Annotated in this window: 11 protein-coding genes; 6 read left to right on the top strand and 5 right to left on the bottom strand. The window is 43.8% G+C overall.

Going from position 1 to position 13,774, the window contains the following annotated elements:
* Window positions 1-64: 64 nt before the first annotated feature.
* Window positions 65-1,459, bottom strand: coding sequence for an MATE family efflux transporter (locus AACT18_RS11000; RefSeq protein WP_064626635.1), 1,395 nt, complete (start codon window positions 1,457-1,459; stop codon window positions 65-67).
* Window positions 1,460-1,553: 94 nt separating this feature from the next.
* Between AACT18_RS11000 and AACT18_RS10995 the strand changes: the two genes are divergently transcribed.
* Together AACT18_RS10995 and AACT18_RS10990 are read left to right on the top strand one after the other, a co-directional pair.
* Window positions 1,554-2,396, top strand: a complete 843-nt coding sequence (locus AACT18_RS10995) for an AraC family transcriptional regulator (RefSeq protein ID WP_029388320.1) — start codon at window positions 1,554-1,556, stop codon at window positions 2,394-2,396.
* 237 nt (window positions 2,397-2,633) lie between these two features.
* Window positions 2,634-4,181 (top strand): DUF3369 domain-containing protein, encoded by a 1,548-nt coding sequence (locus tag AACT18_RS10990; protein ID WP_094143501.1) that lies wholly within the window; start codon window positions 2,634-2,636, stop codon window positions 4,179-4,181.
* A gap of 49 nt (window positions 4,182-4,230) precedes the next feature.
* On the opposite strand, the gene AACT18_RS10985 is transcribed toward AACT18_RS10990, so the two are convergent.
* Window positions 4,231-6,192, bottom strand: a complete 1,962-nt coding sequence (locus AACT18_RS10985) for a PAS domain-containing sensor histidine kinase (RefSeq protein ID WP_202599001.1) — start codon at window positions 6,190-6,192, stop codon at window positions 4,231-4,233.
* 112 nt (window positions 6,193-6,304) lie between these two features.
* On the opposite strand from AACT18_RS10985, the gene AACT18_RS10980 reads away from it, so the two are divergent.
* Window positions 6,305-7,273: an ABC transporter substrate-binding protein gene (locus AACT18_RS10980; RefSeq protein ID WP_094125166.1), complete on the top strand. Its 969-nt coding sequence runs from the start codon at window positions 6,305-6,307 to the stop codon at window positions 7,271-7,273.
* A 99-nt stretch (window positions 7,274-7,372) separates the two neighbouring features.
* Here the strand turns inward: AACT18_RS10980 and emrD are convergent, their stop codons facing one another.
* A complete protein-coding gene (emrD, locus tag AACT18_RS10975; RefSeq protein WP_013868437.1) occupies window positions 7,373-8,578 on the bottom strand; it encodes a multidrug efflux MFS transporter EmrD in 1,206 nt (401 codons plus the stop codon).
* 344 nt (window positions 8,579-8,922) lie between these two features.
* On the opposite strand from emrD, the gene AACT18_RS10970 reads away from it, so the two are divergent.
* Together AACT18_RS10970 and yegD are read left to right on the top strand one after the other, a co-directional pair.
* Window positions 8,923-9,180 (top strand): hypothetical protein, encoded by a 258-nt coding sequence (locus tag AACT18_RS10970; RefSeq protein ID WP_017045096.1) that lies wholly within the window; start codon window positions 8,923-8,925, stop codon window positions 9,178-9,180.
* 107 nt (window positions 9,181-9,287) lie between these two features.
* Window positions 9,288-10,640 (top strand): molecular chaperone, encoded by a 1,353-nt coding sequence (yegD, locus tag AACT18_RS10965; RefSeq protein ID WP_017045097.1) that lies wholly within the window; start codon window positions 9,288-9,290, stop codon window positions 10,638-10,640.
* Here yegD and AACT18_RS10960 read toward each other — a convergent pair.
* A complete protein-coding gene (locus AACT18_RS10960; protein WP_176428364.1) occupies window positions 10,631-11,584 on the bottom strand; it encodes a DMT family transporter in 954 nt (317 codons plus the stop codon). The two genes, yegD and AACT18_RS10960, sit on opposite strands and share 10 nt — an antisense overlap.
* A 149-nt stretch (window positions 11,585-11,733) precedes the next feature.
* On the opposite strand from AACT18_RS10960, the gene AACT18_RS10955 reads away from it, so the two are divergent.
* Window positions 11,734-12,189, top strand: coding sequence for an Lrp/AsnC family transcriptional regulator (locus AACT18_RS10955; protein ID WP_026027548.1), 456 nt, complete (start codon window positions 11,734-11,736; stop codon window positions 12,187-12,189).
* A 38-nt stretch (window positions 12,190-12,227) separates the two neighbouring features.
* On the opposite strand, the gene AACT18_RS10950 is transcribed toward AACT18_RS10955, so the two are convergent.
* A complete protein-coding gene (locus AACT18_RS10950) occupies window positions 12,228-13,478 on the bottom strand; it encodes an SGNH/GDSL hydrolase family protein (RefSeq protein WP_094143499.1) in 1,251 nt (416 codons plus the stop codon).
* Between the last annotated feature and the right edge of the window lie 296 nt (window positions 13,479-13,774).

The raw sequence follows: 13,774 nt of genomic DNA, 5'->3' as shown, positions 1-13,774 counted from the left end.
TCCTACTTAATCAGCAACTGTGTTGGTTACATTCGCTCCAAGCATAGAGTTATACTCGGTTTAACTATGCTTGGAGCGTTGAAGGCTCTGTCTCGTTGACCAAGTTATTGATCCAACGTTTGGAATAGATCCGTTGTGTTGTAAGGATAATTTTGACGGCCTCTTCAAGCATAATAACCATCATAACCCAATGCAAAGGCCAGCCAAGAACCAACCCTGTGTAATAAGCCAACGGAATGCCAATCGCCCATTGGCCAAATAAGTCAATGAAAATACTGTAGTTAATATCGCCGCCACTTTTTAACACGCCACCGATACCGACCATATTAAATACCCGTAGTACCATCCCAAACGCCATTACTAAGCAAACATTCACGGCCATTTGTGTATCATGCAGTGGACTTTTTTCGATCAAAGCGTAAATCCAAGGTTCAGCCAAAAAGCAGAACAATGCCAGCAGCAACGCCAGCCCGCAGCTAGTAAGTACATACCACCAAGAAGTCTGCGCGGCACGTTCGTAACGCTGTGCACCAATTTCATGTCCAAGCAAGATAGAGGCGGCCACGGCAAATCCAAGAAAGGCGGAAATGAGTACACTTTCAATGGGGGAAAGCAGTGAGATAATCGCAAGTTCAGAAACGCCCAACTGGCCGACAATAACGTTGTAAATCAAAATGCCAGCCGCCCATGCTGAATCGTGAATAATCATTGGCCTTGCGACTTTAAAATAGCGCTGTCTATGGTGTTTCATTTTTGCTTGCTGCCAGTTTTCGCGATTGGGCAATAGATGAGCGTAATGTCGCTTTACTTGCCAAAAAAGCAGCATGGTTTGGCAGCCGCGTGAGATGCTTGTGCCAATCGCTGCACCCACAACCCCCAATTCTGGAAAGCCGAACAGGCCAAAGATGAGTAAAGCGTTTAAGACTGCGTTAATAATGATGGCGAGAATGCTTACTTGAGTTGGCAACTTTGCCACGCCGACAGAACGTAGTGCGCTCTCTAGTGGCACTACTAATGCGGTACAAAATAAGCTAAGTGCTGTGATCCATAAATAATCCGTGGCTAGTGTGACGTATTGAGCATCATTGGCCACTAAAGAAACAACAGACTGAGGTATCCACAAATAGAGCAGCATAAAGGGGAGTGTAAACAGCAGAGCCACTATCCAAGACTGAGCCAATGTCCGTTTTATGCCCTCGATGTTACCTGCACCAAAATATTGCGAAGCTAACACGCTTACTGCACCGCTAGCGCCAACAATAACGATGAGATTAAAGAAAAATATTCGGTTGCCAACACCAACGGCCGCCGTAGCGGATTCACCTAATTGGCTGACCATAAAAATATCCACTACACCTAACAGTGAAAACAGCATTGACTGGAGGGATACCGGTACGCCAATATCGATCAATTTGCGCCAAAATTGACGGTCTAGCTGATGAAAGGGAGTCATAAACATGCTGCATTACCTCATTTTGATATGCGGCAAGTGTAAATCGAATCGTAATTTTTGTATTCTCTCAATACCTCTATAACTTTTGCCAAACTCTCATATGTCAGACAAGCAAGAACGGTATTCCATCTCAGATAAAACACATCAAGAATTTATTGACCAAAGTCGCGTCTTAGCATTGGAGCAAAGCGGCATTGTGCAATGCGGAATTGCAACCTGCCGCGAAATGTTTTCTGTTTATCGGAAAAATCAGAGCGTGCATATGCTGTTATACACGGTGAAGGGAAAAGGTTGGCTAACGAGTGGAACTGACCGTTACTTACTGGAACCGAGCTCATTAATTGTGGTACCAGCGGGTGTCGAAAATGGTTTTGGAATTGAAGAAGAAGAGTGGCAAGTGGTGTGGATCTTTCTTGCACCACAGCGTCATTGGAAAAACACCGTAAAAGAAGAAATACATTACACATTAACGCCTATCGCTGCGGTCATGTATGCGAGTATTCAAGCGCTACTGCGAACCTTAATATTGCCTGCTGAGCTTGGTGAGCAGGTCGGGCAACGCATTGTTGAACAGATAGAAATCATGCTCCGAGCACCGATTGAACTACCGCTCTCGCGTACTTCGTTGCGTTTAAATCGCGTCTTTCAGCGAGTCCAGAGCCAGCTGCATAAAGATTGGACAATAGAAAATCTCGCCGCATTATTTCCTTGCTCGCAAGCTCATTTACATCGTTTATGTCAGCAGCACTTTGGCCACAGTCCTAAAGCCCACTTAACGCGAATGCGTATGGAGTACGCCGCTCGTTTGCTTGTTTCTACCGACTGGTCAATCCAACATGTCGGTGACATTGTCGGCTATCCTAACCCAGCAAACTTTAGTACTCGTTTTAAGGTATGGAGCCATTGCACACCACGAGAATTTCGTAAAAAACGAAATGATTAATTCCACGGCATTGGTAAATGGCACTCTTCATTCATAAACTTTCTTATCTACTAAACGCGATGAAATTATTGCACCTCGAGCACGACTTATGAAGGTGATTGAAATATCAATATCATTGAGTATATGGCTTGTAAAAATCAATTTATTCATCACATTAATTAGATTCTAACCACCAACAAAACGGTTATGTGCTAAACCTATAAGAGTAGGAATATTGTCAATATAGAGAGATAAGCGATGGATCTGTTTGCGGATTTTCGACAAGAGGCTCAACCAAAGAGCCAGGAGAGTCATGAACTTAGTGTTGAAAATAAACCATGGCGAGTACTGCTAGTCGATGATGATGAGCAGATGCACCAGATCACTCGTTTAGCGCTAAGAGGGTTTTCATTTCAAGGACGGCCACTAGAGCTACTGTCTGCTATGTCTGGTCTTGAAGCCAGAGAAGTGCTGAATACTCAGCCCGATATAGCTTTAGCGCTCGTTGATGTAGTTATGGAGACGGAACACGCGGGGTTAGATTTAGTTAGGCATATCCGTGAAGAGTGTAAGAATAGAATCATTCGTTTGGTATTACGTACCGGGCAAGCAGGGCAAGCCCCCGAAGATACGGTCATCCAAGAGTATGAAATTGATGACTATAAAGAGAAAACAGAACTTACCACACAAAAACTCAGAACCCTGCTCTATTCGATGTTGCGATCTTATCGGGATCTTTGTTTGATAGAAGAGCAAAAAGAGGGGCTTAAACGCGTGATTGAAGCCTCAGCGAAGGTACAAAATACCACAACCTTACAAACCTATGCTGAATCGGTACTGAGCCAGCTCACTTCTTTACTTAAACTCCATGCATCGGCATTTTATTGTATCGTTCAGCCTAAATCTGAAGGCGAAGGTTCGTGTGCTTTAACGTTGGCGGCTATTGGAGGATTTGTCGATTTTTATTCTGACTGTGATTTCTCGCGCTTACCTTCGGAAGTGGCTAAGCGCTGCCAGCTTGCACTGCAAAGCAAAATGTCTCATAGCTACGATGATGCCTCTGTACTTTATATGACAGACAGTCGTGGTGTAGAAAATTTACTCTATATTAATTTGCTTGAGCGCTTATCTGAAAATGACGAACGTTTGCTTGAAATCTATATGTATAACATAGGGTTAACTTTTGAAAACTTAAATTTACAGCTTGATTTACGCGAAACATCGAGGGAGCTTGTTTATAACTTAGCCAATGCCGTCGAAGCCAGAAGCAAAGAAACAGGGGCTCACGTACAGCGTGTTTCTCTGATCTGTGAAAAATTAGCCACATTAATGACCCTACCTGAGCAGGATATTTATATGATTAAAAATGCGTCACCCCTGCACGATGTAGGCAAAGTGGCGATCCCTGATAGTATTCTTCATAAACCAGGGAAATTGGACGCTCAAGAATGGGCGATCATGCAAAAACACGTTGAATACGGTGTTGATATTTTAAGTCGTTCAAAACGCAGTTTAATTATCAAAGCGAAAGAGATTGCCGGTTCTCACCATGAAAAATGGGATGGAAGCGGTTACCCAAACCAATTAGCCGGTGAAGGCATTCCTATCAGTGGCAGAATCACCGCATTAGCCGATGTGTTTGATGCTCTTGGTTCCAAACGCAGTTATAAAGATGCTTGGCCGGAAGAGGCGATCAAGCAAGAAATTGTTGTGCAAAAAGGAAAGCATTTTGACCCCATGTTGGTTGATTTGATGCTGGCGCATTGGGATGATTTTATTGCCATTCGAGATCAACACCCAGATTAATAAATTTTTCCACCTTGCTTGTCGACAATGCAACGATTGATTGGCATCTTTAATGCCTTTTCTTTTGATCGGAACTCAGTGTGACCTCGCTGAGTTCAAGTGCTTTGGGTAGAGTAAAGACGTAATGTACACCTTGACCCACATTGGAATTAAATTGAAGTTTCCCCTTCAATTTCTGAGTGGCAAGGTTGAACACAAGATTTAAGCCAAGACCGGATCCTCCTCTACCTCTTTTGCTGGTAAAGAATGGCTCAAAGATTTTATGGTGCAGTTTTGGTTCGACGCCACAGCCATTATCTTTATATTCTAAGAGGATATTTTCTCCTTCCTGTTTGAACGCAATGGTTATTATGGGGTTTTTCTCATCACTAAAAGCGTGGTTGACGCTATTCATGACTAAGTTCGAGACAATTTGAGTGAGGACGCCTGGTAAGCTATTCATTGTAAGTCCGACATCTCCCTCTAGTTGTGGGATGACTGGAATTTTCCTAGTTTCAGGATGTAGGCTAGCGATCAACGCGCTTAATACTTGGTGGATCGAGAATTGACTACGACTCTCAGATACCTGATCGACTGCTGTTTGTTTAAAGTCTCGGATCAGTTTGGCAGCACGATTTAAGTTGCTTTCAAGCATCGTATTGGTTTCATTCATTCTCTGCATCAATTCAGAAAACTGCTGGCTTGTAAGCGTTTGGTTGGCGAAGGCGGTATTTAGCTCTTGTGTTACCTCAATGATCACCGAACTTGCGGTCACCGCGATACCTAATGGCGTGTTGACTTCATGTGCCACCCCTGCAACTAAACCACCTAAAGCCGCTAATTTCTCAGATTCAATCAACTGTGTTTGCGTGGCTTTTAGTTGCTCAATACTGTTTTCCAGATCGCAGGTTCGTTTGGCGACTTGACGCTCTAAGTTTTGGTTGAGTTTTTGTAGTTCAAGCTGAGCCAGTTTTAGCTCGGTAATATTAATGGCAGTGCCCCGTAACCCGAGAAACATATCTTCCTCATAGCGTGCTACCGCTTGAAACATCAGATAGTGCTTACAATCATTGATGATAATCGTCTCTTCACACATTGAAAACGAGCAGTGTTTAGTAATGGATTGGAGTAATTTTTTCATATATCTCAGTGAGTCAACCTCTGAAAGTAGTGGCTTGCTATTTTCACTGATCTCTAAAGCTTGACGCATGGATTCGGAAGTGTAAATCAATCTGTCAGTACTATCCGTCTCCCATAACCAGTCTGATGAGACGTCCGTAAAATCGGCTAATCGTTCTTGTTCAAGTTTTATATTACTGTACAACGTAGTTACATTTCCGGTAATTTTATTGGTCTCATCGGCCAGCCAAGTGAGTTCATCGTTATGCCCCATAATCCATTTCTTATGAGGAAGTCTTAGTGGTTTTGGGGGATGGCGAGGGTTGTATTTGCGTAAGTATTGAGCAATAGCGAAGACACGTCGGTTTACACTCTCATGGAAAATCATCAAAATAGCGTAACAAATAAAGGCAGTCTTAATCGCGTTCACGACCAATATCAGTAGAAACTGCTTGATTAAGTAGTTGTAGATTTCTTGAGCATTAGACTCAACGTAGATCTCACCAATCTGCTCTTTGGCTTCTGTTTTTGGGTTGATATAAAGCATGGGATAACGGTGTGCGACTAATTGCTCCATCACTTTTTCTCCGGCACTGAATTGATAACCGCCAGACGTGATTTCCAAATAATCAATTTTAGGCAAGTTCACTAAGCCATCTAAGCGCTGTTGAAGCGTCACGAGATCATAATTCCATAAAGAAGCTGCAAGCAGTTCGGCATGAACGAATTCTATTTCGTGATGACGCTGAGCCACATCATCGAACTCTCTGTCATAGTCGAAATATGTTTGTGCTAACGTTGTCATCAGGGTGACAGCACCACTTAAAATGACAAGGAAAAAAATGATCCTGCGACCAATACGACTCGATAGTGGGTTATCAATGCTTTCATTAAATGTTCGGCTTTTGTTCATCCTGCTTCTCATTTTTTTGAGTGATAATTTGAGTATAGATGTCACATGGGAAGTGTGGATAACATCTTATTGACTACACTATAAAAAATAGCCAAAACATTGGAGGCAGTTCATGCGTTGGATATGGATATTGTGTGTGATAAGTGCGCCCGTGATGGCGGGAAACGTACTTTTAATAGAGAGCTACGAGCAAGGTTATGAATGGGACGCTAGCTATGTATCCGCCCTTAAGCAGTCGTTAATGCCTGCGCATGAACTGCATACCTTTGAGATGGACACCAAACGTGTACCAGCGAGCCGTTATTCACAAATCGCCGAACAAGCCTTTAGCCAATATCAGCAACTGAAACCACAGGTGGTGGTTTTAGGTGACGACAATGCGTTGGTTTATATGCTGCCGAAACTCTACAACGAGCCAATCTCAATCGTGTTTCTGGGGATTAATTCAAACCCACGAAAATTCATGGCTCAATACCAAGGGCAAGCCAAAGTGACCGGTATTTTAGAGCGCCCTCTCTATGTGAAAACCATGGGAGAAATTGGCCGGATGCTCGATAAAGATAAGCGTAAAGTACTGGTGTTATTTGACTCGGGTAGTACGGCGAGTATTGCGTTGGAATTTATGCAAACCCAAGCGAGTATGATTGAAAAGAATTTAGGCATTGCGACAGAGATAGCTTCAGTGGCGACAGAGAAAGAATGGCAGACAAGAATAAGCACAGCTAAAGAGCAAGGATTTGGCGCCATAGTCGTGGGGCTTTACCAAACCTTGGTCGATGAGAGCGAAAATAATGTGCCAGCGGATACTGTATTAACGTGGACAAACCAACATACAGAGGTTCCTTTATTTGGTTTTTGGGATTTTTCGATCGGTGCGGGCAAAGCGGCTGGGGGTGTTGTGTTAGCGGGTCGTGATCAAGGCGAAATGGCGGGCAAAACGGTGTTACGCATTTTAAATAATAATGAAGACGCAAGCCGCATTCCTATCCAAATCGGCCAACAAGGGCGTGCTATTTACCATCAGGGAGAAATGTCCCGTTGGGGGTTAAGCGTGCCGGAAGGATGGATGAAGATTGACTGACTTTGATGGGACTGTATTGAATTGTCGAATTCAGCATTACGTCTAAAATAAAAAAGCAGAGAGGCGGTGACCTGTCTGCTTTTTCTTCATTACAGTTTATTAAACAGCCAATGGCATTTCATTTGATGGATCATGTTTACTGTAAACACGAATCAAACCAACCACAGCAAACACAGACATCAACAGCATCAATGCGCCAAGTGGCATCTGGTCATGAGCTGGAATAGCCGACGCTAAAAGGGTGGCTAAACCAGCCCCAAGGTTTTGCATACCGCCTAACACAGCACCTCCTGTTCCTGCATGGTAAGGCAGTGGTGTTAACGCTCCAGTGGTCGCTGCGGGAAAGAGAATGCCTGCACCGAGAAAGTAGACAGTGGCACCACCAATTAGGGTCAATGCGCTGGTTTGCCCCAACACTCCAGGAACAAACACTACCAATGAACCTAATGCTATCGCTACCAAGCCCACATACAAGGCGCTTTTTTCGTTGAAGTTCAACGCAATAACACTTGATAGCGCCGCACCAACTAAATAACCAGGGATCGGTAAGACAAACAATAAGCTGACGGTGGTGGCAGGCAGTTGCAAAACGCCACCAAGTAATACACCTGCAGCGGCTTCAAACACCGCGACGCCAGAGAAAGTCGCCACGAGACAAATTAAATACCCTTGGAAACGTTTGTCACTCAGCACATAGCGATAGCTGTTTGCAACCGATTCGTGTCTGCGAGCCGCTTTAGGCAATGTTTCTACCATACTCGTCATCATAGTGATCACCACGGCAATCGCGAATAGGGATAAAAATAAGTAACTAGAGCGCCAGCCAAAACTTTCTGTTAAGTACCCACCAAGAACAGGAGCAATGAGTGGCGAAAAAATAACGCACATGCTGATAAGGCTATTGGCCTTATGCAATTCTGCTCCTGAGAAACAGTCTCGGGTAAGGGTTCGAGACATTGCGCCACCACACCCAATGCCAAGCCCTTGAATAAAACTACCGACCAAAAACCAATCGTATTGGTGAGCAAATAATGCGAGTAGTGATCCTGCAATATAAATCAGCAACCCAGCGATAATAATCGGTTTGCGTCCTAAGCGGTCTGACAATGGACCATAGACAAATTGTGATAGTCCATAAGGGATTAAATAACATGCCATGACCGCCTGCAGTGATGCAGGAGAAACTAAAAATTCTCCCGCCATATGGCCAATGGACGGGACGTACATCGTTTGTGTCATTTGGCCGACAGCGGTCAAAATCGCAATTAAAAATGTGAGTTTCACTAACGGAAACGATGCGGACATGGTCTATCTCCTGCACAATAGTGCAACTACGAAATATAATTAATATGAATAATGAAACTAATGGCCAGCGTTAAAAGTATCGCTCTTTCGGCGCGAGATATTAGTGAGGCTAGGCGCTTTTATCAATCTAAAAGTGTGAAGTTGAGCAAGATAAAAATCTATGATTTGAATTAGAAAAACTAATCATTATTCGGGTGAGTAAAGAGAAATGAAAGACGGTTCCAATGCCTGTGTTGAGCATGGCTCTGGTGTCTGATAATGTACCTAGTTTTTCTATTGCTTTTACGCTGAACAGTGACTAATATTTAATGTAAATGAGAATTAATATCATAAAGGTGTGATTAATGATGTTACCTTTACTTGCTGCATTATTATTTATAGTGGGACTTGGCAAAAAGTTGTCGGTTCCAAATTCGTGGCTCTTCTACTATGCACTTTCTGTTGTATTGTTAAGCTGGCTATTCAGTATGAACCCCATTTTTGTCCTGATCCCGTTGTTTATCTTGTCACCTTGTCTTATCCACTATCGACATATCAAGGTGATTAAAATGGCTTATGTGGGCTGCCTGCTGCTGTCTTTTTTCGTCTCTTGGCTTGTGTAAACCAATCCATGTCTTTTCTCGCCAGACATTCCAAGTAGTTTGGGGATAGTATTTGTGAAAATCATAAGGTAGGATCGCCGGCCTTTTTCTGATGCTAGGAGGTAGCGATGTTTATTGGTTTTGACTATGGAACGGCGAACTGTTCTGTCGCGATGATGCAAGATGGGCAGCCAACATTGTTACCCATAGAAGGTAAAAGCCACTACATTCCTTCGACAATATGCGCCCCGACGCGAGAGTCCATTTCTGAGCATCTGTTCCGTCATCATAATATTACGCCAAGCGATAAAATTGGTGAGCAAGTACTTCGCCGCGCGATCAATGTGAATAGAGAAGAGAGTATTGAACTTGCCGCGCAAGACATTGCCTTTGGCCAAGCGGCGCTCGATCTTTATCTGCAGGATCCGCGCGATATTTATTACGTTAAATCCCCTAAATCATTTCTAGGCGCGGCAGGTTTACGTGATGTGCAGGTCAGTTTTTTCGAAGACTTGGTGTGCGCCATGATGGTCAATATTAAGCACAATGCAGAGCAGCACCTTCAGCGCACCATCCAAGATACTGTGATTGGTCGTCCTATTAACTTTCATGGACGAGGTGGTGAAGAGGCCAATCGACAAGCGGAATCTATTTTACAACGTGCGGCGAAACGCGCCGGTTTTCAGCACATCAGTTTTCAGTTTGAACCCGTTGCGGCGGGTTTAGAATATGAAGCGACTCTGGTGCAAGATCAAACCGTACTGGTGGTTGATATCGGTGGTGGAACCACCGACTGTTCATTGCTAAAAATGGGGCCGAGTTGGCGAGGGCGTGACGACCGCACCGCGAGTTTGCTTGCGCATAGTGGCCAACGGGTCGGAGGCAATGATCTTGATATCTATATTGCTTTCAAACAGTTGATGTCTTCTTTTGGATTAGGAAGTAAAGCCATTTCTGGCATTGATATGCCGATCACGCAGTTTTGGAACCCGATTGCAATTAACAACGTGGAAGCGCAACGTGACTTCTATGCTCAGCAAAACTTGGCAGCATTGAAATTGCTACACAAAGAGGCGCAACAACCAGAAAAGTTGGCGCGTTTGCTGAAAGTCTATTTTGAAACGCTCGGCTATCAAATTGTACGCCGTGCAGAAGAGGCAAAAATTGCTCTATCTGATCTTACACAATGTCAGGTGGTGCTCGATCTTCTTTCTGAGCAGATCGAAGTGCAAATTGAGCGTGAGCAAATGATCGACGCCATTGAATCCCCTAAAGCGAAAATGGTGGAATTGGTCAAAGAAGCGGTTGAACAAGGTGGCGTAAAGCCGGATGTTATCTTTATGACGGGCGGATCTGCTCGTTCTCCAATATTACGCCAAGCGGTAGAGCAGCAACTTCCCCACGTACCCGTTGTCAGCGGTAACTACTTTGGTTCAGTGACTGCTGGTTTGGCTCGTTGGGCTGAGATTTGCTATCGCTGATATGAGCGCTTAGCGCTTCGTTTTTGATGCGTTGGGGGCCGGTAATGTTGCGAATGATCGTGTTTCATTAAAACATTACTGGCAACCAAGCTACCTAAGCTTATCAACCCTAATCCGATCCAAGTCAAAGTCGTTGGCATCTCACCAAAAACGGGAATCGCCAACAAGGTTGCCACGACTGGTGTTGCAGAGCCAAAGGCAGCGGAGCGTTCTGCGCCGAGTGTTGAAACTGCATATAAATAGGTAAATGCTGCAATGAGCCCCGCCCCGACACCTTGCAGCAGTGTGTGTCCCGCCAGTTCTTTCCACGGCCAGTGTGCAAAAGAGTGTGTGGCTAAGTAGCTATCGACGATGCCTAAAGCGATTAGAACGGCCAATAAAATAGTAGAAAGTAAAGCAACCCATCCCGCGCTGACGAGCGCATGCAAATTCGCTACCCGCGCACAAATTGTAAACATCGCCCACATCAGGCTGCCGGTTAAAAACATCAAATGTCCGGTCAAACGGTTTGACTCAAAATCAGTGGCACTTGAATAGAGGAAAATACCAACCCCTGCCACCACTAAAGTCAGCCCAGCGACTCGATGGCGACTTGACGGCTGTTTAAACAGCAACACCGCTATACCCGAGACAAACAGCGGCAGCACGCCCGGAACAAGCGCGCTACCATCAGAAACCGGAACGTAGTGCATCGCATGGCTTGTCACTAGTAAATAGGGCAATCCACAGCCAATAAATAGACCAATTAAGTAACGCATAGGTACATTTTGCAATTGATGTCGAGTTCTCCAAACCAATGGAGAGAGCAACAAAGCGGGCAGTAAAAAGCGCGTTAATGCAATATCCGCAGGGGTTAATAGGCCGCTCGCCCCTGCCTTTAAAGAGAGGAAAAAGCCGGACCATAATAACAGTGTGGTGCCTATCGCGAGGTAGCCATAAATCATAATTTCATTCACATCAATGGATGGTTTCTCACCATTATCTATGGTTCGGCTTACTTTTATCCGGCAAGTTCACCCTTATTGCTAGATGGTTTAGCACTTATCCGCTATAAATTAGCAAAATGTTAGTGGATTTCATCAAGGATCGAGTAATGGATAGAATAGACCGCCGCATGTTGACCTTATTACAAACAGAGGGACGCTTAAGCACCGCAGAGCTTGCAGAAAAGGTTGGATTATCACCTTCTCCCTGCGCAAGACGCTTGAAACGATTAGAGGAGAGCGGGATCATTGATGGCTATCAAGCTCGCTTAAGCCGGCAAGCTGTCGGAGTTGGTATGACGGTTTTTGTTGAAGTTAGCCTGAATAATCATCAAGCCGCTTCCATTGATAGTTTTGAAGAGGCAATCAAAGAGATGGAGGAGGTGATCAGCTGCCATGTGGTTTCAGGTGCGTATGATTACTTGCTGGAAGTCGTTAGTGCCAATTTATCTGGGTACGAAGCATTTACGCGTCAGTTACAGCGGCTCAACAATGTAAAAGATATGCATACCCACCTCGCCATGCGTCAAGTGAAAGCCGCTACCGCGATGCCTATTTGGGTTTAGAGACAGCACTTGCGTGCTGTCTTCAGGGTCAGACGTGCTTATTCAAATTGAAATGACGCGAGAGAGTTTTTACTGATTTCGTTGGCAATCAATTGATGGATGGCCGTGGTAGGGTGCGTGACGCCCCAAAATACGTATTTGTCAGAGCTATGGTAAGCGCAATCATTGGTTAAGCTATGACGGTATAAGTAATCTAAAGCTGAATTGCGATTGATGTTGAGGCATGCATCGGTCGCATTTTCAAAGCCGTATTGCTGTGGATTGGCTGTGAGGTTTTCAAACAAGCTATGAGCATCAAACAGGATGATATTTACCCCTTGCATCTGATAATACAGTGCTTGTTGCTGAATAAACGCATTGAAAGTGGTGATCTTAGCGCTGACTTTCGCTATCTCTTCTGCTGTTGAATATTTAAATTGCGGGGCTTTGGTTGCATCGGGGAGGGTGAGTAGAATAATATTTTTGGCCCCTGAATCCACAAGACGAATCATCGCGCTGCTAAAATCTGCTTTGACTTCATATACTTCACGGTTGTAATTCATAAAGTCATTCAAGCCAAATTCAAGGGTAAAGAGCGTATTTTCTGGCTGGTAGTTTTTGGCCATTGTCATGTAATTTAGATAAGAGCTGACTTGATCGTTCACACCTGTCAGCGCGATATATTGATTACGCCCTGCGGCACCGCCAATCGCCCAGTTATATACAGGTAAATTGTGCATTTTTGCTAAATACTCTGTCCACACCAAACCATTGGAAAAGTGTCCTAAAAACCAAGAGTTAGGATTGGGAAATTTCCATTGTGACGCATTGAATATATTTCCTGTATCCGAAAGGCTGTCACCTATGGTCACCATTTTATTAATGACGGGTTTGGCATTTTGTTTATCGTTAGTCCAAATCGAATGATTGTATGAGAACCTATTGTCTGCTGCGAAATAAGTAATATCTGCAGAATCGTGACTGACGCCGAGCGTCTCTTCACAACGCTGCTTTATTTCATATTGTGAGGTGTCAGTATAAAACATATTTTTAAAGCGCACAGATGACCACCAGTAACCACTAATGGTGTAGTCATTTCCTTGTTCATCCAATGCCCACTCCCAATCTGTTGCTGGGTCATCATGATTGCCAGCGGGCCGATACCAACAGCGTACATAAGTGTAGGTTTGCTTATTTTGCGTATTCATTACGCCATAAGCGGTAACTGGTTCTGAGGTGGTATCCGTATTTTCTGCAATCGCCATGGAGAGTGGCAATATTGCGGTCATCAATAACGTCATTAGTTTCATATTTTTTTCTTATTGGTTTAGGCACGTATCTACTAAAGAATAAGTGCGAAAGTGAAATTAACAAACTGGTCAGACCTATTTTGGGTTTATGGTGTTAAGCGTCAATCAATAAACGACTATGTTGAGCATTATTTGGTATTAAGATCAAACAATGAACTGTCAGTGAAGAAAATACGAAAGGGTTTTTATAAATCCTAATTTAGGTAAATAACAATAAGGTTTTGCTTTATTAATTTGTCCTAATGTTAAATCTCAGTAGTTAATAAAAATATCAATAAAATTATAATCAGTCAATA

The sequence above is a fragment of the Vibrio sp. V04_P4A5T148 genome (genome assembly GCF_963875605.1).
Lineage (GTDB): Bacteria > Pseudomonadota > Gammaproteobacteria > Enterobacterales > Vibrionaceae > Vibrio > Vibrio anguillarum.
Note: the sequence above shows the minus strand (reverse complement) of the source record. Positions and strands in the feature narration are given on the sequence as shown.